Origin of the sequence: Chitinophaga sp. 180180018-3 (assembly GCF_037893185.1) — a bacterium.
Lineage (GTDB): Bacteria > Bacteroidota > Bacteroidia > Chitinophagales > Chitinophagaceae > Chitinophaga.
Genome location: NZ_CP140772.1, coordinates 2,230,989 through 2,253,671 on the forward strand (window position 1 = coordinate 2,230,989; position 22,683 = coordinate 2,253,671).

The window sequence follows — 22,683 nt, forward strand, 5'->3', positions numbered from 1 at the left end:
GATAATATCATTATCCGCTAACATCTCCGCTCTCATTCTTAATTCCATATTCCCAATTCTTAATTCCTTACATCAATCTATCTACCACTTTCTTTAACGTCAATCCCTGTACGATAATGGAGAATAACACTACAAAGTAGCTGGCAGAAAGGATCAGTTCTTTATAAGGTGATTCTGGCAGCGACAATGCGAGCGCTACGGAAATACCACCTCTCAGGCCTGCCCAGACCAGTACGCCGATAGCTTTGTAGTTGGTTCTCAAAGAACGTCGCAGTAGTACGGCGGGGATGGTGATGCTTAATGCGCGGGCTATCAGCACAAAAATGGTGGCCATGAGCCCGGTGAACCAATAGTTCTTCAGGAATGGCATCAATACTATTTGCAGACCAATCATAACAAAGAGAATGGTATTCAACAATTCGTCTATCAGGCCCCAGATGTTATGGAAGTAATGTTGCAGGTCTTTCGCATTTTTCGTACCCAGAGAAGTATTACCGAGTATCAGGCCGGCGGATACGGCGGCCAGCGGAATGGATACATGAAACATCGCTCCAAGCACGGATATCACCATTACCATCGAAAGTGATACCATTACGATGATCTGAAAGTCGTCGACCCGTTTCATGGTGCGATAAGCAATAATGGCGGAAATAATTCCCAGCAGGATGCCGCCGAATACTTCCTGCGAAAATAATGCTGCTGCATGTGAAAAGGATACGTGTGCATCTGCCTGACCAGCTGCTACTTCTTTCAGGATCACAAATAGCAGGATGCCTGTACCGTCGTTCAGCAGTGATTCTCCACCGATAATGGTTTCGAGGGCTGGCGGAACTTTTGATTTTTTCAGTATTGACAATACGGCTACCGGATCGGTAGGAGAGATGAGAGCGCCGAACAGGAGGCAGTATACAAGCGGAATGTCGATCTTCATCCATTCTGTGGCCCAATACAGCAGGAATCCGAAAATAAAAGTAGAGCCGATCACTCCCACTGTACTCAGTACCAGTACAGGATAACGCTGGGCTTTTAGTTTATTGAAATCAAAATGCAGGGCGCTGGCAAACAGCAGGAAACCTAACATGATATCGAGCAGCGTGCCGGTAAAGTCGATACCGTTCGTTAGCTCCTTAATAAAGATAGAACCATTCGGGAAGATCTTACCGGTTAGCGTAATCAGCAATGACAGTAGCAACGAAACTACTATCACACCAATGGTGCCGGGTAGTTTAATAAACCGGTTATTAATGTAAGAGATTAATGCACTAATAGTAATTAAAGCCGTTATCAGCGTAAATGTGTTCATGAGCAATTTGAATAATGCCAGTTAAGAAATCAGGTGAATAATGCTACAGTTTTGGGGGGCGTTAAAGATAGAAAAAAAAGTAGCAAATCATGGCCTGATCAGCATTTTCAAATTATTTTTTTTTGGAAGACTTAGCAATAACGTTGAATTCTAATGCCATTTTAATCCAATGCTGTAGCTGCTTTTTTGTTTTAAGTACTTCTTCCTCTATAAAAATAAAGCCTTTCATTTCCCTGCCGCCATGAACCATAACGGTAGCGCCGTTTTCATCTTCCAGCACCCGATCGGACTAGGCAGGATCTATCCGGACCATCAACCGGCCTGGTTTGACACCCGCGCACATTTTGTCATTTACCATAAAACATAAACCACCGAACATCTTTTTTTCGGTGATATTGCTGGTGGTGGCAGAAAGCAGCTCACGTACGCGGTCTGCCAGTTTATCATCCTGTGACATCTGAAATCTTTTTTAAGTGATTGGAATATAAATATAGCGATTATTTGCCTGCGGTGGTTCAGCTGTTCCTAGCAACTTCCCTGATGCCATCGTCTGCCTGAATATCCGTGAGAATGCTGCCCATTGCGGATTTGTTGAGGGTTTAAAATCTGATGGATATCTGAAAGATGCCGTTCGTCTGATCAATGTTACACGACATAATCTGCAACGATGATGTCTGAAAAGTCATAAGCAGAAACCATCATAGTGAGGGCGGCACCTACAGATACCATCATGCGGGTTCTTAAACCGCTGTTAAAGTATGCCGAAATTTGTAACTTAATAGTATGAAGACAAGAACATTATTATGCTTTCTGGTAGTGCTCTTTTGTGCAGCTGCCGCATATCCGCAAGTGAAAGTAAAGCTGGTGGATCCGGCTGCTACGGCCTCAGCGCTGAAAGCGATTCATTCGCCTCATATGGTGATGACTCCGGAAAGCGCAGCGGATCTGCATCAGCTGTTGCTCATGATACCGGGAACAGGTGGCCATGCAGTGGATTTTCGAACGTTCGACAGCTGTTTTGCCGCGATGGGATATCATGTGATTTCACTGGATTATCCGAATAATGTAATCACAACGGTATGCTCCAAAAGTGAAGACAGTACCTGTTTTGATCATTTCAGACAGGAAATTGTTTTCGGAACGCCGGTGAGTGATAAGGTGGCGGTAGACTCTGTGAATTGTATCGTAAGCCGTTTTCGTCATTTACTGGTCTGCCTGGCTAAAGAAGATAAGCAGTGGCAGGAATATGTGCAGAACGGACAGCCACGCTGGGATAAAATAACGGTAGCGGGGCATTCGCAGGGAGCAGGCCATGCCGCCTTTCTTGGTAAACATTTTACCGTACACAGGGTGATGATGTTTTCAGGACCGCAGGATTATATGCAGCTTTTTCACGCGCCGGCGCGCTGGCAATTTCTGAGCGGCCGTACGCCGGTAAATCGCTATTATGCTTTCCTGCATTTAAAGGATCCGTTTAATTATGAGTATCAGGCAGCGGATGTATCAGCAGTGACTCAGTTTGCTGTTACAGACACTGCCATGGTGCATCCGGGTATTCCTGTGCATAAGAGGAAACATATTCTGGTAACAGATATTGATAAAAACGACAAACATGGTTCAACGCTGAGACTGGAATTCATTCCGGTATGGCGTTATATGATAGGGGCACCAGCAGCACATTAAAAGAATGCCGGTACTCATGCGGTACCGGCATCTTTCTCATCACACTAACACGCTATCAAACTACACAGGATTGATTCGATGCATGGTTTCGTTTTCCTTAAGGCAGACATGTCAACAAAATATACACGCTGCTAATTGTTTCCTGAATTTGTAACCTTCAATTCTATAGTGATCTTATTATATAGCTTCCGTTTGTTTGTTGTACCTATGCGTCGAAATCGAGGTGGTTTGTTGCGGACACAAAGGTAGGAGGAGCTGGCCTGGCTGGTTGGCTTTTTTCGGACAATTCTTTGTTTTTTCCGGTCATATTAATGCTGTTATTAATTTCCCTATCTTTAGGGCGAGAGTCAAAACCTCCTTTAACAAAAAAATTAAATCCCCTCAACATGAAGCGAATCCTTCTTGTATTTTCATGTGTTTGTTTTATGGGCATCACGGGTGTACAGGCGCAGAGCATTCTGGATCAGGCAAAGAAAACAGCCACTGCGGCTGCGAATGGTGAAAATCCTTTGTCGAACGCAGGTGGTGTTGCCAACACTATCCTCGGACAGCTGACACCGGCACTTTCATTAACAAATGCACAGCAACCCAAAGTGTTAAATCTCGTCACTGGCTTCCTGAAGAAAAAAGCGGCGATATTGCCGCTGCAGCAATCTAACCCTGCCGCCTATACGTCGAAGTTCAGTGGTTTGAGCGGAGGTTTGTTGTCTAAACTCAAAACAATTCTGACACTCAGCCAGTATACTAAATTGCTCGGCCTGAAACCCAAAACGAATGATGTGACGAATGTACTGTCACAATTGTTCTATTAATGGGTAGTGGCTTATAAACAGCTTTTAGCCTTCAGTAAAATGCAGCGAAGATTAACATGTAAGCATACACTGTTAATCTTCGCTGCATTTTACTGAAGGCTAAAAGCTAAAAGCTAATGCCTATTTCTTTATCTTCGCCAGCTCTATGTCAAAGAAGAGAAAGAAGAAACAAAAGAAACAAGCCGATCAGGGATTCAATAGTTTAGGCGTTATCGTTATATTGATCATTGCCGCATTTGCGGTGTCTACCTGTTCCCGTAAGTTCAATCCAGATAAGGGAACAACTCCTGTCAGGAAAACTCATATATCTCACAAAAAGAAAAAGAAACATGCCGATGCTGCCAGGCCATTGCTGGTAGAGGATTTTGAGGCAGGCTTCAAAACTAATTATAATAGTGGTAATGTTTCGCTGGCCAGTGGAACATGGAAATTCAGGGATGCTGTAACCGGCGCTCTGGAAGAGGATCATAAAGCAGGAACGCAGGCGTTGCGTGTGCGCGACAATGGACGTGCGGGGATGCTGTTCGATATTGCGGTAAATGGCCCGGTTACCGTTACCTTAAAATATGCGCTTTATGGATCAGATACAGCAGGTACCTGGGAATTATGGGCATCGCTGAACAAAGGGCAGAGTTATTTTCGTGTGGGCGATCCTGTTAGTGCCGATGCTAATATTTTACGAACCGCTTCATTTACGGTTAATGCAACAGGAACGATTCGTTTCGAGATCCGTAAAACGGACGAAGGGCGGAGCCGGCTGAACTTTGATGCTTTCAGGGTAACGGCGGGCGGTAAGGTAACTACGCCGGCAGGACCAGAGGCCAGACCAACAGGAGGCGACGACGATAATATGCTGCTGGGGAATCCGAGTGGAGCAACCGCCTCCGTGGTAATGACCACCAATTACCTGATGAACAGGGAGTATTATGCGTTATCATATAACTGCGAGAAAGGCGGTCCCAACTGGGTAAGCTGGCACGTGTCGCGCCGCGACCTGGGAAATATGTCGAGGGCAAATGATTTCAGACCGGATGCAGATTTGCCGGCCAACTGGTACCAGGTAACACAAACGAGTTATATGGGCAGCGGGTTCGACAGAGGGCATAACTGTCCGTCGGGAGACCGCACCGCTACCAGGGCAGCCAATGAAGCTACTTTCCTGATGACCAACATGATCCCGCAGGCGCCTAATCACAATCAGCATTTGTGGAAGAACCTGGAGGAATATACCCGTGAGCTGGTGATGAGAGGGAATGAGGTATATGTGATCATGGGCAGCTATGGCAGCGGTGGTACGGGAAGTAAAGGAATAGCCAAACAAATCGATCACGATAATGTAAATGTGCCGGCACATATCTGGAAAATACTGGTAGTATTACCCGAGGGAAATAATGACCTCAGGCGTATCAATAAACAGACACGTATCATTGCCGTAAATACCCCGAACAGTAATGATGTTAGCAGCAGGTGGAACGCTTATCTGACCACAATCGAAGAAATAGAAAAAGTTACCCGATATAAACTGCTGGATAAAGTACCATTGGAAATCAGGCAGGAGCTAGTCAGGAAAATAGATGCCGGAGAGTAAGAAATGTATCGATAAAAAAAATATTATGTTGTTATGATAATTAATTTATAAATTGCATAAATTCATTATGTTTTTATAGCTTATTGACTACTAACCTAAAAAACTCATGATAAGTTCTGATTTAGCCAGATTGGCACAATTTTGTTGAAGTACCACTACAACTTGTAACTTATTTAAGCTTTAACCGTTATTACATTATCACGCTAACTTAAAGAATAACAGAAAGATCAGATTAGAAAGGCCTGCCTACGATTACCCGTTTGAGTGGGATAGTGTAAAACAATCAGCGATAGTATACCGTTATATGCTTTAAGAATAGCAATTAGAGCTTTTTAAACATTAATTTTATATCTAATTAATATGAGGGAAAGAGTGTCGGTCTCCTTGCTTGTTACAACATACAACTGGCCCGAAGCATTAAGGCTGGTGTTGGATAGTGTACTTATTCAAAGTGTGTTGCCGGATGAGGTCATTATTGCGGATGATGGTTCGGGAGAAGCTACAAGAGCGGTAATTGACGCCTTCAGGGAGAAAACCACCATCCCGGTGAAGCACTTCTGGCATCCTGACGAGGGATTCCGGAAGACTATCATCATTAATCAGGCGATCACCGGTACATCTTCCGACTATGTTATACAGATCGACGGAGATATTGTGATGCATGAGCTTTTTATCAGGGATCATATCAGTGAAGCAGAGAAAGGATATTTTGTAAGGGGAAGCAGGGTATTGTTGCCGGAATATATTACTAAGAGATACCTGCGGAACGGGATATTCGAGCCGGTATCTACTTTTACAAAGGAGCTGAGGAACAGGTTCAATTCTCTTCGCATACCGTTCCTGGCGCCATTGATTATCAGGAAAAGCAAACGTTCCAGGAATTATATTGGTTGTAATTGTGCTTTCTGGCGGGAGGATTTTCTGAGAGTGAATGGTTATAACAATGAACTGAAGGGATGGGGACATGAAGATATTGAACTGGCGGCCCGTTTCATCAATTCGGGGCTCTGGCAGAAGAAGGTGAAGTTAAAGGCGGTGTGCTATCATTTACATCATCCTTTTAACTCCAGGGTACATGAGAATATTAACTACCGGGTATACCTGGATACATTGAACCAGAAGATTGCCTATTGCGCTAATGGTTATCATCATCCGCTATAAGTTTTCATTAGATTTTGCCAAATAGAAAAACAAAAACAGCGCAGACGGTTAACTCTGTGCTGTTTTTTTATTATCAGGAAGATGATAATCAGGCGAAGGTTTGCATTTCAATAAGACGTTTGTAGATGCCATTCTTATTGATCAGCTCCTGGTGGTTACCCTGTTCAGCTATCTGACCGTTATCGAGTACTACAATCAGATCGGCATCCTGGATGGTACTCAGGCGGTGTGCGATGACCAGGGAAGTTCGGTTACGCATTAATTTATAGAGCGCATCCTGCACCATTTTCTCAGATTCTGTATCGAGGGCAGAAGTGGCCTCATCGAGCAGCATGATAGGAGGATTCGCCAGTACTGCACGGGCGATACAGATACGCTGGCGTTGCCCACCGGAGAGCCTGGAGCCTTTATCACCGATATTGGTGTCGTATCCCTTTTCGGTTTTCATGATGAACTCATGGGCGTTGGCGATCTTCGCGGCAGCTTCCACTTCCTCGGCGGTGGCCTTTGGATTGGCAAAGGAGATGTTGTTAAAGATCGTATCGTTGAACAGTATCGACTCCTGATTAACCACGCCCATCTGATTATGGAGAGATTCCATGGTGACCGACTTCAGATTATGCCCATCGATCAGAACATTGCCCGACTGAGGATCCATAAACCGTGGAATAAGGTCCATCAATGTAGATTTTCCTCCGCCAGATGGTCCAACAAGCGCCACAGTGGAGCCCTTGGGGATGACAAGATTGATATTGTTCAATACCTTTCTTTCATTGTAAGCAAACGAAACGTTTTCGAAGGAAATGCTGGAATTGAATTCCGCGAGGCTGACAGCGTCCGGAGCGTCTTTAACGGCAGGTTTTTCATCGATCAGCTGCAATACCCTTTCACCGGCAGCTATTCCGGAGTGGATGCCGGTAAAGGACGTAGAAATGGCTTTGGCCGGGCGCATGATCTGGGAAAAGAGCGCGATGTATACGATAAAGGTAGAGCCCTGCATATCTCCCTCATTGTTCAGGATGAGAGAACCTCCATAAAATACAATGAATGCCACCATCAAAACGCCCAGTGTTTCTGAAACCGGCGATGCCAGCTGTTGTCTTTTCGCCATTGAACGGGCGATCCTGGAATATTGACGGTTTTGATTATCGAAGCGTTTGGTAATAAAGCCAACAGCATTGAATGCTTTTATTATCCTGATCCCATTCAGCGCTTCATCGAGATAGCTGATCATCATACCGTACGTTTCGTGAGCAGCCGTGGCCTGCTCTTTCAGGCGTCTTACTATCCTCGAAATAATGAAGCCGGCCACCGGGATGACCAGCATGGAGATCAGGGTCAGTTTGAACGATATGAGGAAAAGCATTACCAGAAAAGCGATCAGCTGAGCCGGCTCTTTGAATAATACCTGCAGTGTACCGGTGACAGTATATTGCACAACCTGTACATCAGAAGCAATTTTCGAGATAATATCTCCCTTACGTTCATTACTAAAGTAAGCGAGGTGAAGGTTCATCACATTGTTGAACACAGATCTGCGAAGATTGAGCAGCGTTTGTATCCTGAGGCTTTCCATGGTACGGTCAGCGAAATAGCGGAAAAGATTGCCGAGCAATACGGAGGAAGTGATGCCAATACACACAAATTCAAGGCTGGCCAGTTTACCATATTTATTGGCTACAAATGTGGTGTAGTGCTTAAATACGCCAAATATCTCAAAGTAACTCTTGGGCATCGGTGCAACAACACTCACCGGGTTCTTATCGAACAGCGTATCGAGCAAAGGTGCAAGCAGTGCCAGGTTCAGCGTGCTGAAGATAACAGAGAAAAGCGTACAAATGATATAGGGGATAGCAAATTTATTTATCGGCCTGGCAAATGATAAAAGTCGGAGGTATGTCTTCATATTTTAATAATAATCCTGAGATGACAAAGCGCAGTGCACAAAAAAACCGCATCGTTGCTGATGCGGTTCTTTAAGTTCTCAATTGTTTTATTTATAATAACTTAAAGAAATATTTTTCGAACGCACATACAAGCCTGCAGATCACCAGTAAATACTGCAATTAGGGCTCAAAAATAGCCCTTTTGCCTTAAATGGCCAAAGATTTAGCGGTTGATCAGCCGGGATTTTGTTCCAGGATCCTGAGGGCATCCTGGTCTTTGTATTGCTGCATCAGCTTTTTCAGGTGTTCTTTCAGCGTAGCAGTAAGCTTTTCATAACCTTTCCGGCCATAAAGGTTATCTACTTCATGTGGATCTTTTTTAAGGTCGTACAGCTCCCAGCTGTTAGATTCCCCGTAGAAGCGAACCAGGGTATATTGTTCCGTACGGATGCCGAAATGTGGATACACATGGTGTGGCTCGGGAAATTCATAATAATGATAATAAGCTTCCTTGCGCCAGGAAACGTTCTTTTGGTTCTGTTTCAGCAACGGAAGGAAAGAAGTACCCTGGATTTCGGCCGGGGCCTTCACGCCGGCGATGTCGAGCATAGTAGGGGCCCAGTCGATATTCAGCATCAACTGATTGGCTGTGGTACCGGGTTTGGTCACTCCGGGATATTTGATGATGAAGGGTGTGCGGAGCGACTCTTCATAGATAAACCGCTTGTCGAACCAACCATGTTCACCCATATAAAAGCCCTGATCGGAAGCATATACGACCACGGTATTACCGGCCAGGCCGGATTGATCGAGGTAGTCCAGCAGCTGTCCTATGTTTCTGTCGAGCGACCTGGCCGTAGCCAGATAATCTTTCAGATACCGTTGATACTTCCATTCCGCGAGTGCATCGCCGGTGAGTTTTTTCTCATCGAATTCCCGGCTGATTTTATGTTCGTAATAATCGATATAAGCTTTCTTTTGTTCCGGCGTAAAACGGCCGTAGATACCTTTTTCGTAGTTGGCATGTACTTTCAGGTCTTCTTTCAGGCGCATCGTCTGGCTGATGGTCATGTCCTGATTTTGGGCAGCAAGACGGTTTTTATAGTTGTCTTTGAAAGTAGAGGGCAGCGGAAACGTTTGATCATCGTAGGCGCCGAGATCCTGGATATCGGGCAGCCATTCGCGGTGAGTGGCTTTCTCGCCTACCACGAGGAAGAACGGTTTGGAGGTATCGCGGTGATTCAGCCAGTTGATCGACATGCCGGTGATGAGGTCAGTTACATATCCCTGCATGCGGGTGGTATCGCCGGGGCCGATGATATCCGGATTGAAGTATTGACCCTGGCTGTTGAGGATACGCCAGTAATCGAATCCTTTAGGCAGATTGCCCAGGTGCCATTTGCCTATCCATGCGGTCTGATAGCCGTTTTGTTGCAGGATGGCAGGGAAGAGCAGCTGATCCGTATTAAATCTTTTCTCATTCAGCGTATAGCCGTTCATGTGACTATATTTCCCTGTGAGAAGGGTGGCTCTGCTGGGACCACAGATGGAGTTGGTTACAAGTGCATTTTTGAAGATGGTACCCTGTGCGGCAATCCGGTCGATGTTAGGTGTTTTGACCAGTTTGCTACCATAGGCACTGATAGCCTGCCAGGCATGGTCGTCGGAGAAAATGAAAATAATATTAGGCTTTTTCTGTTGTGCATAACTGCTAAGTGAAAGCAATAGCAGCAATCCCCAGGAGCTCCTGATAAAGCGTGTGGTAAGGAATTTCATGTTCATTGTTTATCTTCCTATAAATTAATTATAAGGTGGGTATTTGTTCACCTGTCAAGATAAGATATAAAAATTGTTTTTGGTAGCAATTATAAATTATCCATCTTTCTTTGCAGCAGTCTTTTTTCTGCAGCCGACTGGGTAAGGTCTGCGGCCCGTTGATAGAATGATATGGCCAGCGCTTTATCAGTCGCGGCGTAAATATCGCCCATCAGGCTATGATAAAGATGGTAGTGTTCCCATTCTTTTCTGCAATCAGCTGCTTCTATTTGGGCGAGGGCATCTTCCGCTCCATAGAGTTTAAAGATCACCATGATCCGGTTCAGGAGAACGATGGGGGTGGGGTGTATGGCCACCAGCATATTGTAGTAGCGCAGGATATGTTTCCAGTTGGTATCAGCGAAGGTGGCTGCCTGGCAATGTTCATAAGCAATAGCTGCTTCGATATGATAGCTGGTGATGGAATCTCCGAAAGCTGCTTTATTCAGAAAATTGTTGCCTTCCCGTATCATTTGCTGATTCCATTTACTCCTGTCCTGTTCCCAAAGCAACATGATGTTCCCTGAATCATCAATGCGGCTGTCGATTCGTGCGGCATGGAAATACATCAGCGCCATTGCAGCAAATACCTCCGGCATGGGGGTAGGGAGATTGGTGCAAAGGATATTACAAAGATACATTGCCTGTGAGATCAGGTCTTTCCGGATTACCTCGTTGGCATGCGTGGCATTATAGCCTTCATTGAATATAAGATAGATAGTCCGCAATACCGCATGAGTGCGGGTTTGCAGCTGATCGGCAGGAGGGAAACCTGGTTGGATCCTGCTGTTGCGGAAGAATTCTTTTGTGCGGTATAATCTTTTAGAGATAGTATCGGGAGAGGTAACAAAGGCTTTCGCTATTTCGCTGGTAGAAAATCCGCAGAGTGTTTTCAGGATGAGAGTGATTTGATTTTCTTCTGTAATTTCCGGATGACAGCAGGCATACATCATTCTCAGCAGATCGTCGCCGATGGCGGTTTCCTGCCAGTATTTTTCCACCATCGCCGTAAGCGTATATTCTGATTGCAGCAGTGCTCTTTCGGGATCGCTGAAATCGATCTGTTGGGAGAATTTGTTTCTGCGCAACAGGTCGATCGCTTTATTTCTGGCAGCGCGGAACAGCCACGCAGAGGGATTATCAGGAACACCTTTCAGTGACCAGGCCTGGATAGCATTGATGAAAGTTTCCTGCACCACATCTTCCGACAGCTGCAGGTTTTCCGTACCAAAAATACGTGTCAGCACAGCCACCATCCGCCCGGCTTCCCGCCGGAACAGCTGATCAGTGAGTCGATTGATATCGTATGGGTTATTCAATGCCGCTCCAATAAAGATTTTAAACGTTTCAGGTCTTTTTGATTGGCCATCCGCATCGCAACCGACATAAAAGGTGCTAATAGCCCTGAGAATCCTGAAGGCCTTCCTGTATTGCGGAGGAGCATGCTGGTATTATTGCTGTCGATCGCATTCCACTGATAGGTAGTTTGCATGGGAAACGGTCCCTGAGAAGTTTGCATCACCAATATTTCTCCAGGGCGGTATGTCACCACTTGATATTCATATACCAGTTTCCTGCCCAGGAAATGGGCTATGAATGCCAATCGGGTGCCTACCTGTAAAGGTCTGTCCGTTTTCCATTCCACTGATTTAATATTTTCATACCACTCCGGTGCATAATCAGGATTGGCTACATAGACAGCTACTTCCTGAAGAGGCCGGCGAATGGTGATGGTGGTGATAATATCTACCATACTCTTGTTATGTTCTTAAAAGACAGCACAACGGGTATGTTGTGCTGTCTTTCTATAATTACATTTTCAGCTCCTGTATCTCTCTGACTTCTACAGTGCCCTCGTTTTCGAGTATCGGGCAGCCTTTTGAGATTTCAACGGCTTCCTCGAAGCTGCCGGCGCGGCATATCAGGTAACCGCCCACCAGTTCTTTTCCTTCGATGAAAGGCCCGTCGGTTACTACCTTGCTCTTGCCATTGACAACTTTTCCTTCTGATTTCAGCGGTTGAGCACCAACAAATTTTCCCTGTTCGCTTAGAGCACCCATCCATTTCATCCATTTTTCCATGTGTGCCTGGTATGATGCCGGATCATCCTTCCAGCCAGAATCGCCGCCTCTGAATAATAAAAGATATTCTGCCATAGTTTGTTATTGAAGAGTTGAAAAATTATTTAGCTGCATGCAATGCCATACGATTACCTTCAGTATCTACGAAAAAAGCCATGTAACCGATGTCTTCGGTGATCTGTGTTTTGGGCATCAGGATCTTACCGCCTGCAGCTTCAATTTTGCTGAGCACCTGCTGGATAGACGGATTTGCATTCAGGTAAATAACGGAGCCGTCCAGGCCGGGTTTATGCATCTGGCCTTTTACCAGGGCACCGGATACTTTGCCGTTTTGTGACTCCATGTCGTACGGAAAGAAAGTCATCTCCATACCCATCATCTCCTGGGTATCCATTTTGATATCGAAGATGGCTTCATAAAATTTTTTGGCTCTGGCAGTGTCAGTAACCGGGATTTCAAACCAGTTTAAAGCGTTGGTGTTTGGACCTAACTTTTCCATAAATTTAGTTTTTAACGTTGAGGAATTGCAGTTGGATAATTCTTAGTACTTCATCGCTTCTTTGGTAAAGAGTTTTTTCAGGAAAGCCATTTGCCCTATATCATAGCTTTCATGTTGTGCAAGGAAGGCCAGCGTGCCAAGATTGGTAAAATCCCCGGTTGGATTTTTTAAAGGAGCGTCAGCAGCCAGTTGTGCTTCCGTTACATTTTTCAGAGCAGATTTCAGCAATGCGGAAACGTTGTTCCAGTCTGTTTTTACGGCAGACATATCAGGATAATCATCTGCCGGGTTGTATGGCCGGAAATTTTGAAACAATTCCTGGTAGGGGTTGTTTACAGGACTACCAAGGAACATCAGCATGTTATACCTTGCCCATAATGTATGGGTGGCAATCCAGATGAGTGGATTGCTGTGCGGGCTCATCCGCTCATCTGCCTGTTCGTCGGTAACACCGTCCAGGGCATTGATAAAAAGGCGCTCGTTCAAGAGGAGCATTAGCTCGACAGGATAAAGTGAAGTGTGCATGTCTCGTTTTTTATAATGACGAATCAATGAAGGTGTATTTGGACAGGAAGCTGAAAAAAATTTCCAGTGGTAGAATCTTCACGAGATGGGGCTTTTAAATTAATTTACGGAGATTCGGGGATATATGGATTAGGAAGGGATTAATTAACGTATCAGTAACGCGGATGGTAATTTATGTTGACTGATTAATGGAACAAATATGGCGCTTATTTTTTTGAATTTCACTACCTGTCCTTTATGCGGAGAGGTTATTAAGGAGGGGCAGGAATATACCGGATTTCCGCCGCTGACGGGAAATGAGTTAGATGAGTTACATATTTTTAGCGATGCAGGTGTGCATTTGTCATGTCTGCGGCAGCATCCATCTTGCGAGAAAGCCGAAAAGTACCGGGAATTAGCTACGGAGAACAACCACCGGTGTAATATATGTGGCGAAATAATAGAGAGGCCGGATGAATATGTGGGATTCGGCATATTGACCAGCGATCCGGGAGAACTGTTACATGACTTTAACTTTTTTAGACTACACCGAAAGCATCTTCCTGATTGGCCGGACAGGCAACGTTTCCTGGCGCTTGCAGCAACATTCCTACAGCAGGGTAAATGGAGTGGTTATCCGGTATTGCAAATGCTGATGGCAGAGCTTAGCTAGCCTCCCCATAGCGGAGTCTGTAATTTCCTATACATCAATATTCAGTAATTTTATCACACATATCCTCAAAATGAAATACCATGAATCCGGAACCTTCTGCTAACGGGAAAAGTAGGTCTGCTGCTGTGATCGTTGCCCATCCAGACGATGAAACGTTATGGGCAGGAGGCACCATTTTATCAAATCCTCAATGGAACTGGACTATCATATCTCTTTCACGGGCAAGTGATCCTGACCGTGCACCCAGGTTTTTCCGGGCGTTGCAGCGTTTCCGTGCACAGGGAGTAATGGGCGATATAGACGACGGCCCTGAACAGCACCCTTTGCCGGCGGATACGGTTAAGCGGGAAGTGTTAGCGCTGCTGCCATTTTACAGCTATGGGCTGGTGATCACGCATCATCCCAGGGGAGAGTACACCCGGCACCGGCGGCATGAAGAAGTAGGCCGGGCCGTCATCAATCTTTGGCATGAGGGAAAGATCCGTGCAGAGGAACTGTGGGTGTTTGCGTATGAAGACGGGCACCGGGCGTATCATCCGGAAGCAGTGCCGGAAGCAACGATTTATAGTGTACTGGAAAAAGATATCTGGCAACGCAAGTATCAGATGATAACAGATATATACGGATTCAGGAAAGATAGCTGGGAAGCAATTACCACACCGGCAGCAGAATCATTTTGGCGTTTTACCAGCCCGGAAGATGCCGTGAGCTGGCTTAACCAGTTAGTTATTGAGCTATGAGAGTACTTGTATTATACGATTATCCGCCGGCACCGAGCGGACTTGCCACGCAGGGAGATTTGTTGTACAGGGGATTGCTGGAGATAGGTGTAGACGCCTGCGCAGTACATTATGATTCTCCTCTTGAAAAAGAATGGTACTACCGTTATTTTGAGCCGGATGTGGTAGTGGGTGTCGGATATTGGGGATACAGTCCGCAGCTGATCCGGCATCCGCGGCAACACCGGGTGCATCCGGTGCCCTGGCTGGTGGCTGATGGTTTTATCGCCAATTACCAGGACGATCTTAACAGCCTGCCGCTGATACTGGTCACATCTGAATGGGTAAAGGAGATGTATGTACGGGATGGTATCAATGGAGATAATATTGAAGTATTGCCGGTAGGATGTAATACAGACAAGTTTACGCCTCTTCCGCAGCATGATCCGCGGGTACAGGCTGTGAGAACTTCGATGGGAATTGCACCCGATGAACTGATGTTACTGACAGTGGGCGGCGACGCCTGTTCCAAGGGAGGAAGAGAAGTAATGCAGGCACTCGCCATGATGGAAGGGGAACTAAACGTTAAATGGAAATATATCTGCAAGGTATGGCCGCAACCCCGTACAGAGCAGCAGAATAAATATGATCAGGAACTGGCCGCCCGGCTGAAAATAGCGGACAAAGTGCAACTGGTGACAGGTATCGTATCCAGAAACTATATGCCGTACCTGCTCAATGCCTGTGATATTTACGTAGGCCCGTCGAGGTTAGAAGGATTCGGTATGCCTCATGTGGAAGCCGGCGCCTGCGGGAAACCGGTACTGGGTATAAAGGCCATGGGGCTGCTGGATACGCAGGTACATGGGGAAACAGCATTGCTGGCGGATGTGGCAGAGAAGATCGTAATAGATGAAGTGATACTGGGGCCGGAATCCGGCTATGAAAATAATCACAAAGTAATTTTCAGTACTCCGCGGATAGTGGATTACAGGGCTGATATCCAGGATATTCACGATCATCTGTTGCGCCTGATGACCGATTCTGGCTACAGAAATCAGCTGGGGATGAACGGCCGGCGCCGGGTGGTGAAGGAATTTGATTACCGGGTGGTAGCCCGAAAATTTGTTCAGCTGGTGAATGAAAAGCTGAATATTTATTAGCACATGAAGGCATCAGACTGGCTCGTTGTTAATGCAGCAAAGGAAGCTGCATTGAAGGTGCTGTTACATAACATGCACGGGCCTTTTCATGGATTGCCGCGAACGGCAGGGTGGGGCTATCCGGAACCGTATACAAGAGATCTGCTTATTTCCTTTTTGGGTATAGGCGTTACCGGTAGTGAGGTGTTGATGAAGAGTATGAAGAAGGTATTGGAAACGCTGGCGGCCAACCAGACGCCGCTGGGGCATATCCCCTCCCTCGTGCACGACGGGCGCGATCTGGGTTCCAGTGATAGCACGCCTTTATTTCTGCTGATTACAGGTATGTACCGCAAGCTAACGGGAGATCCGGCCTTCCTGAAAGAAGCAGTAGAGCGCTCATTGAAATGGATGGAGTATCAAAGCCCGTCGAATGGATATCTCGTTGCGCAGCAGCCTACCAGCGACTGGCGCGACGAGCAATGGGTGCTGGGATACGGCCTGTTTGTAAATACGCTGGTATACAGCTACCTGCGGACATTGGGGGATTTTTCCAGGGCGGAGAAAGTAAAAAATGCGATGAGCCGGTTCACCATCACCGGTAGTATACAGCACCGGCATATACATGAAGGACTGGTCGTGAAATACAAGCCCTATTACGCCCTATGGTCGTACAAAGTATTGAGCAGTGAACGCTTCGATCTTTTAGGCAACAGCCTGGCTATTATTTCCGGTATAGCCGCGCCTGCGAGGGCAGGAGAGATGATTGTATGGATTGAAGAAGAATGTGCAGCACTTGTAAAGAGTGGACAGCTGGCGGTGAACCTGCCACCTAACTTCTTCCCCTATACGAAACCTGAAGACAGCGATTGGCACGAACGTCACGCGTTGTTTAACAACCCGGGCGACTATCACAACGGAGGTATCTGGCCGTTTATCTGCGGCTTTTATATAGCAGCGCTGGTGGCTGCAAAGAAGTACATGCTGGCGGAAATGAAACTGCTGGAGCTGACCAGGATCGTTACGCTTTCCGTTGATGTTAAACTGGAATATGGATTTAATGAATGGCTGAAAGCTCAGGATGGAAAGCCCCGGGGGCAGGACTGGCAAAGCTGGAGCGCGGCACTTTACCTGTATGCTGCTGCCTGCGTGGAAGAGCGGCGTACGCCGTTTTTTGAAGACATAAGAGCGTGAGTTGAATACATGATAAGTTTTGGTGAAATGTCCGCCAGACTTCGTTACAATCCGTGTACCTTTGGCAGATATTCTTATTCGCTATGAAAGTTAAGTACTGTAAATCCCTTCTTTTGATGGCCACAGCTTCCATTGTATTGAGCTCCTGCGGGAGTATGCTGGAAATGGCTGGTCCTGATGCGGTAACCCCCAACACCGGCACCCCTGTAACCCCCGGAGGCGGCAATGGTAATACCGGAAATCCGGGCAACATAAAAGGAACCTGGCAGTTTGTAGACATATCTGTGGAATCGTCTACCAACATGAGTGCTGTGGGAACTAAAATCTCCAGCTATATGAAATACACTACAAGCAATAATGGGGGTTCCATTGTAATAGATGACGCAAACATTGCCGGTAAGGATCTGACTTACTCGGTTGTTGCCGATGTGCGGGTAACAATATCTGCTCCTGTAATTGGCGACGAGGTGACTAACATGCCTGTGGCTATGAAAATGGATCCTTACAGCGCTTCTTCCCCATACCGGCTGGCAGGAAAAGATTCTATTTATATTGCAGAGGGAATGATGCATGCTCCCCAGGGATCTGGAATTGCGGATATACCCTCATTCGGTGGAAGGGGAAAATACTGGATGTCCGGCGATACGCTTTGTATTTCATTATATTCGGCGGGTTCCATAGCGGGTGAGATGGGTCCCACAGCATTTACAGCTACACAGCTTATGAAAGCAGTAAAGAGTAAATAAGCCGGGAAGGTGGGCTGGCACTGATATTTTTTAGACAGATAGCTTTTAAATTCCTATCTTAATCGGGAAAAGTAAACTATCCAACTATTCGTATCATGTTAATTCCAGATAAATTCCCTGTTCTAGCAACCCAGCGACTTCAGTTGGTTGAAATACAACATAGCCACCAGCCAGATCTTTTTTACCTGTTGACTGATAAACGGGTGACCCGTTATTATCATGTAATTCCGCTGGCGGACGTAGCCGATGTCAGAAAAGTAGTGGATCTTTTTGCGCGGCAATTTGCGGAAAAGGCCGGTATCCGCTGGGGTATCGCGCTTCAGGGCAGGCAGGAGCTGATAGGATTCATCGGTTTCACCGGTTTTCAGCCGCCTATGATGGTATTTGCACTTGTTCAGGAATACTGGGGTAAAGGATTAATGGGGGAAGCTATCAAAGCGGTGGCCGATTATACTTTCAACACTTTGCAGGTCGATAAAATACAGGCGCAGGTACTGCCGGGAAATACGGCTTCAGAGCGGGTATTGGCGAAATCAGGATTCCTCGGCAACGGCCTCATAAAAGATGGAATGGAGTGGGCTGGAAAATCTTACGATATTAATTTATTCACACTCGAAAATTACCTGTAATAAGCCAGCTTACGGGCATAGCTTGCTGGTTTCCCCATGGGCGAAACAGTGAGTGCAATCATTACAGGAAATTCAGTTATAGAATCAGGCTTTTTTAGCGGCGGCTTTCTTTGGAGCGGCGGCCTTTTTGGCGGCTGCTTTAGGCTTTCTGGCTGCAGGGGCGGTAGCTTTTTTAGCAGCAGCTTTCTTCTTAGGCTTTGCGTGGGTTTTCTTGTCCGATAACCCTGCTACCATCGCTTTACTGGCCTTCTTTATGTTCCGGAGAAATTTCTTTTCTCCCAGACTGTCTTTGAATTCAATCAACGCCGTACTCAGTATAGTGGCGATTTTTAAACCAGCCTCTTTCTTCAGGTGTTTACCCGCTGGTTTTTTAGCATCATTCATGGAGTGTAGTTTAATTACGAAATCAATTATATCCAAAATTAACAATAATATAATATTGCCAATGTTAAGTTTTATATTCTTATGAATTGCAGTGAAATGTAATTGTGCTGAATTAAAATACCGGGAGCAATAAATAAATTCATTATATTAGGCTTGCTGCCGTTTGATTGCGGCACCTGTTATTGTTTTAACCATAGGGGTATGGGGTTCAGAGATGTCATTATTATTGGCGGAGGCCTGTCGGGCCTCACAAGTGCTATTCATTTATCGAAAGCCGGCTTACACGTAACTATCATTGAAAAAAGCAAATACCCGGTCCATAAGGTCTGCGGAGAATATGTGTCCAATGAGGTACTTCCTTATCTGGAATCCCTGGGAGCTGATCCTGCTTCCCTGCATCCTTCCCGCATTAATCGTCTTGTTATTTCCGACCACTATGGTAAAACGCTGGAAACGGCTTTACCATTGGGAGGGTTCGGTATAAGCCGTTATGCTTTCGACCAGTTCCTCATGCAGCGGGTGTTGGAAAGCGGCGTGGTGGTTATCGAAGATACGGTCACCAATGTATTTTTTGAGAATGATCGTTTTTTTATAGACACCAACAGTAACGGTGTGTTTTCTGCTCCGGTGGTATTAGGAGCTTATGGAAAGAGAGCCGCGCTGGACAGTAAGCTGGGGCGTAACTTCATGAATGAAAAATCGCCCTGGCTGGCTGTGAAAGGCCACTACAAAGGTGATTTTCCTGTTGATACCGTTGGTTTGCACAATTTCGATGGTGGATACTGCGGGGTTTCGAAGGTAGAAAATGACATCCTTAATATCTGTTACCTGGTCAGCTATGAGAGTTTTAAGAATTTTAAAAAGATAGAAACCCATCAGGAGGAGGTGCTATTCCGTAATCAACACCTGAAGGAAATCTTTCAAAACAGTACTTTGTTATTTGATAAGCCATTAACTATCAGTCAGATATCTTTCTCAGACAAAGAGAAGGTATTGAATCATATATTGATGACCGGCGATACAGCCGGGTTGATACATCCGCTTTGCGGCAATGGTATGGCGATGGCCATACAAAGCGCGCAACTGGCCTCGGAAAAGGTGTTGTATTATTTCGGCGAGGGAAACAGAAACCGGATAGCGATGGAACATGCCTACACCAAAGCATGGAATAAGCTGTTCAGCGGTCGTATGCGAACCGGGAGGGTATTATCGAAACTATTCCAGAGCGAAAAACTATCAGCCACCATGATGAAAGGGTTGATCCTTTTTCCTGGCCTGCTGTCCGGCATTATCCGGCGCACACATGGCAAACCACTAAAAGCTGCAGCTGAATGCGCCTAGATACGAGCCAGCGTAGCCAGGAGGCGGAGATCATGGACGATTTCAATATGGAAGGAGCGTTGCTTATTGCTACGCTCGACAAAATAGCCAGGATCAATACATTGCTCGGTGGTAACCGGGTAACATTGGATGGAGTGGCAGCATTACTGAAAGAGATACCGCCTGATCAGGAAATCACTATCGCCGATATCGGCTGTGGTAACGGAGATATGCTACGGCAATTGGCTGTTTATTTCAGCAAACAATCCCGTAAGCTCCGGCTCATAGGCATCGATGCTAACCAGGCTACGGTAACGCATGCACGGAATTTATCGCTGCAATACCCGGATATTGTTTATTATTGCCAGGATATTACTGATCCGGCTTTTCCGGAACAGTCGTTTGATATCATCTTATGTACGCTAACCCTGCATCATTTTAAAGAAGAAGAAGTCCGTGAGCTCATGAGGATGTTCTGCCGGCAGGCCCGACTAGGCCTGGTAATCAACGATCTTCATCGTAGTGTGCTGGCCTATCGCCTGTTTCAACTGATATGTGTTATCTTCAACCTGAACAGCATGGTGCGGAAAGATGGGAAGATATCCATACTACGCGGATTCAAAAGGAAAGAACTACAGCATTTATCATCTGAGTTAAATATACAGTACAGCCTCAAATGGAAGTGGGCTTTTCGGTATCAATGGATAATCAATAAAATATGAGCGTTAAAATTCAAGCTGTCGCGAAAGCCTTGCCCCCTCATTCACGATCCCTCACGGAAATTATGCCATATCTTGAAGTCTGGCTACAGGACCAGGACGACCGCTTTATCCGCAAGGTGAAGAAGATATTTGAGAATGCCGGCGTGGAAAGACGCTATTCAATCATGGGGCCTGAAGATGTTTTTACCAGCACTTCCTTTGAAGATAAAAACAATCTTTATCAACGGGAAATGAAGAAGCTCGGAGTTGCCTGTTTACAGGGCGCGTTGGACAAAGCCAATCTGAAAGGAACAGATATCGACTATATCATTACTGTTAGCTGCACCGGCTTCATGATACCATCTATAGATGCTTATCTTATCAATGAACTGCAATTACGACAGGACATCGTCAGACTTCCTGTAACCGAAATGGGCTGTGCAGCTGGTGTCTCTGGTATTATATACGCCAAAAAAATGCTGGAGGCCAGTCCGGGTAAACGGGCGGCTGTCATAGCGCTGGAATCTCCCACGGTTACATTTCAGCATCAGGATTTTTCCATGGCTAACATTGTGAGCGCTGCGATATTCGGGGATGGCGCGGCCTGCGCGATATTGTCGTCGCATGAAACGGATAAAGGCCCCGACATTATCGCAGAAGAAATGTATCACTTCTATGATGCGGAGTACCTGATGGGTTTCCACTTGTCCAACACCGGTCTTAAAATGGTGCTGGACGTGGAAGTACCGGAAAAGATCGAAGCTAATTTCGGAAATATTGTACATCCGTTTCTGGCTAAACATGGGTTGACTATCGCAGACATTCAGCACCTGATTTTTCATCCGGGAGGAAGGAAGATTATAGATCTTGTAGAAACCCTTTTCAGCAATATGGGTAAGAAACTGGACGATACTAAAGATATTCTTCGTTATTACGGCAACATGTCGAGCGCCACGGTGTTATATGTAATGGAACGATTTATGGATCAACAAATACCCAAAGGCGATAAAGGGCTGATGCTTAGTTTCGGGCCGGGCTTTTCTGCACAGCGGGTTTTATTACAATGGTAAACGAATTCACATCATACTGGGCGTTGATACTGGGAGGCAGCAGCGGTCTCGGACTGGCGGCTGCGAAGAAACTGGCCGCTCATGGCATGAATCTTTGTATTGTACATCGGGATACGAGGGTTGCTTTGCCTGCACTACAGGCGGCTGCAGACAATATGCGGGCAGGTGGAGTGCAGGTGCTTACCTTTAATATCGATGTGCTGGACACCAGTAAAAGAGAAATGGTGTTGCAGCAGCTGCAGGATGCCATGGGCACTGCGGGCCGTGTTCGTTGTTTGTTGCACAGCATTGCCCGAGGTAGCATGAAAGCCATGCCTGCCCTGCAAGCGGACGATTTCAACAGCACGTTGCAATATATGGCGCTGAGCCTGTACGACTGGAGTGTGGCGGTATTAGACAGGCAACTTTTTGCTACCGATGCGCGTATTCTTTCTTTCACGAGTGATGGCAGTTATAAAGCTATTCCGCATTATGCAGCGGTGTCGGCTGCGAAAGTTTCACTGGAAGCCATTACAAGAAGCATGGCGCTGGAGTTTGCACCGATGGGTATCCGTGCTAATTGCATCCGCGCCGGGATCATCAATACACCTGCATTGCAGCATATCCCGGGAAGTGAGCAATTGCTTGAGTATGGAGTAGCCAGGAATCCATTTGGTCGTCTTACTACGCCGGAAGATGTGGCAGATGTGGTGTACCTGTTGTGCAAAGATGAAGCGGCATGGATCAATGGTTCCATCATACCGGTCGACGGAGGAACGCATATTCATTAGTCT

General features: G+C 46.0%; 25 protein-coding genes. 14 read left to right on the forward strand and 11 right to left on the reverse strand.

The window, feature by feature from the left end:
• Positions 1–67: 67 nt before the first annotated feature.
• From UNH61_RS09050 to UNH61_RS09060, 3 genes are all read right to left on the reverse strand, one after another.
• The gene (locus tag UNH61_RS09050; protein ID WP_326991764.1) at positions 68–1,303 is read right to left on the reverse strand and encodes a sodium:proton antiporter; all 1,236 of its coding nucleotides are present in this window, start codon (positions 1,301–1,303) and stop codon (positions 68–70) included.
• A 112-nt stretch (positions 1,304–1,415) separates the two neighbouring features.
• A complete protein-coding gene (locus tag UNH61_RS09055) occupies positions 1,416–1,583 on the reverse strand; it encodes a hypothetical protein (protein WP_326991765.1) in 168 nt (55 codons plus the stop codon).
• A 9-nt stretch (positions 1,584–1,592) separates the two neighbouring features.
• Entirely contained in the window at positions 1,593–1,760 is a 168-nt protein-coding gene (locus UNH61_RS09060; RefSeq protein ID WP_326991766.1) for a TfoX/Sxy family protein, read from the reverse strand.
• Positions 1,761–2,086: 326 nt separating this feature from the next.
• Here UNH61_RS09060 and UNH61_RS09065 point away from each other — a divergent pair, with 326 nt between their 5' ends.
• The 4 genes from UNH61_RS09065 to UNH61_RS09080 all read left to right on the forward strand — a co-directional run bounded on the left by UNH61_RS09065 (position 2,087) and on the right by UNH61_RS09080 (position 6,547).
• Positions 2,087–2,986: a hypothetical protein gene (locus UNH61_RS09065; protein WP_326991767.1), complete on the forward strand. Its 900-nt coding sequence runs from the start codon at positions 2,087–2,089 to the stop codon at positions 2,984–2,986.
• A 386-nt stretch (positions 2,987–3,372) separates the two neighbouring features.
• Positions 3,373–3,798, forward strand: coding sequence for a hypothetical protein (locus UNH61_RS09070; protein WP_326991768.1), 426 nt, complete (start codon positions 3,373–3,375; stop codon positions 3,796–3,798).
• Positions 3,799–3,943: 145 nt separating this feature from the next.
• Entirely contained in the window at positions 3,944–5,386 is a 1,443-nt protein-coding gene (locus UNH61_RS09075) for a DNA/RNA non-specific endonuclease (protein WP_326991769.1), read from the forward strand.
• Positions 5,387–5,770: 384 nt separating this feature from the next.
• Positions 5,771–6,547 (forward strand): glycosyltransferase family 2 protein, encoded by a 777-nt coding sequence (locus UNH61_RS09080; RefSeq protein WP_339070855.1) that lies wholly within the window; start codon positions 5,771–5,773, stop codon positions 6,545–6,547.
• 88 nt (positions 6,548–6,635) lie between these two features.
• Here the strand turns inward: UNH61_RS09080 and UNH61_RS09085 are convergent, their stop codons facing one another.
• From UNH61_RS09085 to UNH61_RS09115, 7 genes are all read right to left on the reverse strand, one after another.
• Positions 6,636–8,453, reverse strand: coding sequence for an ABC transporter ATP-binding protein (locus UNH61_RS09085; RefSeq protein WP_326991771.1), 1,818 nt, complete (start codon positions 8,451–8,453; stop codon positions 6,636–6,638).
• A 214-nt stretch (positions 8,454–8,667) separates the two neighbouring features.
• Positions 8,668–10,209 (reverse strand): sulfatase, encoded by a 1,542-nt coding sequence (locus UNH61_RS09090; RefSeq protein ID WP_326991772.1) that lies wholly within the window; start codon positions 10,207–10,209, stop codon positions 8,668–8,670.
• Between the two features lie 89 nt (positions 10,210–10,298).
• Entirely contained in the window at positions 10,299–11,567 is a 1,269-nt protein-coding gene (locus UNH61_RS09095; RefSeq protein WP_326991773.1) for a sigma-70 family RNA polymerase sigma factor, read from the reverse strand.
• A complete protein-coding gene (locus UNH61_RS09100) occupies positions 11,564–12,001 on the reverse strand; it encodes an SRPBCC family protein (protein ID WP_326991774.1) in 438 nt (145 codons plus the stop codon). Before UNH61_RS09100 ends, UNH61_RS09095 begins: the two co-directional genes overlap by 4 nt.
• 58 nt (positions 12,002–12,059) lie before the next feature.
• A complete protein-coding gene (locus UNH61_RS09105) occupies positions 12,060–12,404 on the reverse strand; it encodes a YciI family protein (protein WP_326991775.1) in 345 nt (114 codons plus the stop codon).
• A 25-nt stretch (positions 12,405–12,429) separates the two neighbouring features.
• Positions 12,430–12,828: a VOC family protein gene (locus tag UNH61_RS09110; RefSeq protein WP_326991776.1), complete on the reverse strand. Its 399-nt coding sequence runs from the start codon at positions 12,826–12,828 to the stop codon at positions 12,430–12,432.
• 42 nt (positions 12,829–12,870) lie between these two features.
• Positions 12,871–13,353 (reverse strand): DinB family protein, encoded by a 483-nt coding sequence (locus tag UNH61_RS09115; protein WP_326991777.1) that lies wholly within the window; start codon positions 13,351–13,353, stop codon positions 12,871–12,873.
• A gap of 199 nt (positions 13,354–13,552) precedes the next feature.
• Between UNH61_RS09115 and UNH61_RS09120 the strand changes: the two genes are divergently transcribed.
• The 6 genes from UNH61_RS09120 (at position 13,553) to UNH61_RS09145 (ending at position 18,435) form a co-directional block, all read left to right on the forward strand.
• Entirely contained in the window at positions 13,553–14,005 is a 453-nt protein-coding gene (locus UNH61_RS09120; protein ID WP_326991778.1) for a hypothetical protein, read from the forward strand.
• An 80-nt stretch (positions 14,006–14,085) separates the two neighbouring features.
• Entirely contained in the window at positions 14,086–14,745 is a 660-nt protein-coding gene (locus UNH61_RS09125; protein WP_326991779.1) for a PIG-L family deacetylase, read from the forward strand.
• The gene (locus UNH61_RS09130; protein ID WP_326991780.1) at positions 14,742–15,887 is read left to right on the forward strand and encodes a glycosyltransferase family 4 protein; all 1,146 of its coding nucleotides are present in this window, start codon (positions 14,742–14,744) and stop codon (positions 15,885–15,887) included. Before UNH61_RS09125 ends, UNH61_RS09130 begins: the two co-directional genes overlap by 4 nt.
• A 3-nt stretch (positions 15,888–15,890) precedes the next feature.
• On the forward strand, positions 15,891–17,060 hold the full coding sequence (locus UNH61_RS09135) for a glycoside hydrolase 100 family protein (protein ID WP_326991781.1): 1,170 nt from the start codon (positions 15,891–15,893) through the stop codon (positions 17,058–17,060).
• A gap of 116 nt (positions 17,061–17,176) precedes the next feature.
• Positions 17,177–17,806, forward strand: a complete 630-nt coding sequence (locus UNH61_RS09140) for a hypothetical protein (protein WP_326991782.1) — start codon at positions 17,177–17,179, stop codon at positions 17,804–17,806.
• A 143-nt stretch (positions 17,807–17,949) separates the two neighbouring features.
• On the forward strand, positions 17,950–18,435 hold the full coding sequence (locus UNH61_RS09145) for a GNAT family N-acetyltransferase (protein ID WP_326991783.1): 486 nt from the start codon (positions 17,950–17,952) through the stop codon (positions 18,433–18,435).
• A gap of 84 nt (positions 18,436–18,519) precedes the next feature.
• Here the strand turns inward: UNH61_RS09145 and UNH61_RS09150 are convergent, their stop codons facing one another.
• Positions 18,520–18,819, reverse strand: coding sequence for a hypothetical protein (locus tag UNH61_RS09150; RefSeq protein ID WP_326991784.1), 300 nt, complete (start codon positions 18,817–18,819; stop codon positions 18,520–18,522).
• A 153-nt stretch (positions 18,820–18,972) separates the two neighbouring features.
• On the opposite strand from UNH61_RS09150, the gene UNH61_RS09155 reads away from it, so the two are divergent.
• Genes UNH61_RS09155 through UNH61_RS09170 form a run of 4 tightly spaced genes read left to right on the forward strand, consistent with a single transcriptional unit; the run spans position 18,973 to position 22,680 of the window.
• Entirely contained in the window at positions 18,973–20,160 is a 1,188-nt protein-coding gene (locus UNH61_RS09155; protein WP_326991785.1) for an NAD(P)/FAD-dependent oxidoreductase, read from the forward strand.
• Positions 20,151–20,861 carry a methyltransferase domain-containing protein gene (locus UNH61_RS09160; protein WP_326991786.1) on the forward strand — a complete coding sequence of 237 codons (711 nt, stop codon included), beginning with the start codon at positions 20,151–20,153 and terminating at the stop codon, positions 20,859–20,861. The genes UNH61_RS09155 and UNH61_RS09160 overlap by 10 nt, the downstream gene beginning before the upstream one ends.
• On the forward strand, positions 20,858–21,910 hold the full coding sequence (locus UNH61_RS09165) for a type III polyketide synthase (RefSeq protein WP_326991787.1): 1,053 nt from the start codon (positions 20,858–20,860) through the stop codon (positions 21,908–21,910). Before UNH61_RS09160 ends, UNH61_RS09165 begins: the two co-directional genes overlap by 4 nt.
• On the forward strand, positions 21,904–22,680 hold the full coding sequence (locus UNH61_RS09170) for an SDR family oxidoreductase (protein WP_326991788.1): 777 nt from the start codon (positions 21,904–21,906) through the stop codon (positions 22,678–22,680). Before UNH61_RS09165 ends, UNH61_RS09170 begins: the two co-directional genes overlap by 7 nt.
• Positions 22,681–22,683: the final 3 nt, after the last annotated feature.

Coding starts and splice junctions, on each gene's coding strand:
- UNH61_RS09135 (WP_326991781.1), top strand. CDS start 15,891: ATGAAGGCATCAGACTGGCTCGTTGTTAATGCAGCAAAGGAAGCTGCA.
- UNH61_RS09115 (WP_326991777.1), bottom strand. CDS start 13,353: ATGCACACTTCACTTTATCCTGTCGAGCTAATGCTCCTCTTGAACGAG.
- UNH61_RS09150 (WP_326991784.1), bottom strand. CDS start 18,819: ATGAATGATGCTAAAAAACCAGCGGGTAAACACCTGAAGAAAGAGGCT.
- UNH61_RS09060 (WP_326991766.1), bottom strand. CDS start 1,760: ATGTCACAGGATGATAAACTGGCAGACCGCGTACGTGAGCTGCTTTCT.
- UNH61_RS09140 (WP_326991782.1), top strand. CDS start 17,177: ATGGCCACAGCTTCCATTGTATTGAGCTCCTGCGGGAGTATGCTGGAA.
- UNH61_RS09130 (WP_326991780.1), top strand. CDS start 14,742: ATGAGAGTACTTGTATTATACGATTATCCGCCGGCACCGAGCGGACTT.
- UNH61_RS09070 (WP_326991768.1), top strand. CDS start 3,373: ATGAAGCGAATCCTTCTTGTATTTTCATGTGTTTGTTTTATGGGCATC.
- UNH61_RS09125 (WP_326991779.1), top strand. CDS start 14,086: ATGAATCCGGAACCTTCTGCTAACGGGAAAAGTAGGTCTGCTGCTGTG.
- UNH61_RS09110 (WP_326991776.1), bottom strand. CDS start 12,828: ATGGAAAAGTTAGGTCCAAACACCAACGCTTTAAACTGGTTTGAAATC.
- UNH61_RS09100 (WP_326991774.1), bottom strand. CDS start 12,001: ATGGTAGATATTATCACCACCATCACCATTCGCCGGCCTCTTCAGGAA.
- UNH61_RS09165 (WP_326991787.1), top strand. CDS start 20,858: ATGAGCGTTAAAATTCAAGCTGTCGCGAAAGCCTTGCCCCCTCATTCA.
- UNH61_RS09105 (WP_326991775.1), bottom strand. CDS start 12,404: ATGGCAGAATATCTTTTATTATTCAGAGGCGGCGATTCTGGCTGGAAG.
- UNH61_RS09120 (WP_326991778.1), top strand. CDS start 13,553: ATGGCGCTTATTTTTTTGAATTTCACTACCTGTCCTTTATGCGGAGAG.
- UNH61_RS09050 (WP_326991764.1), bottom strand. CDS start 1,303: ATGAACACATTTACGCTGATAACGGCTTTAATTACTATTAGTGCATTA.
- UNH61_RS09090 (WP_326991772.1), bottom strand. CDS start 10,209: ATGAAATTCCTTACCACACGCTTTATCAGGAGCTCCTGGGGATTGCTG.
- UNH61_RS09170 (WP_326991788.1), top strand. CDS start 21,904: ATGGTAAACGAATTCACATCATACTGGGCGTTGATACTGGGAGGCAGC.
- UNH61_RS09085 (WP_326991771.1), bottom strand. CDS start 8,453: ATGAAGACATACCTCCGACTTTTATCATTTGCCAGGCCGATAAATAAA.
- UNH61_RS09065 (WP_326991767.1), top strand. CDS start 2,087: ATGAAGACAAGAACATTATTATGCTTTCTGGTAGTGCTCTTTTGTGCA.
- UNH61_RS09075 (WP_326991769.1), top strand. CDS start 3,944: ATGTCAAAGAAGAGAAAGAAGAAACAAAAGAAACAAGCCGATCAGGGA.
- UNH61_RS09160 (WP_326991786.1), top strand. CDS start 20,151: ATGCGCCTAGATACGAGCCAGCGTAGCCAGGAGGCGGAGATCATGGAC.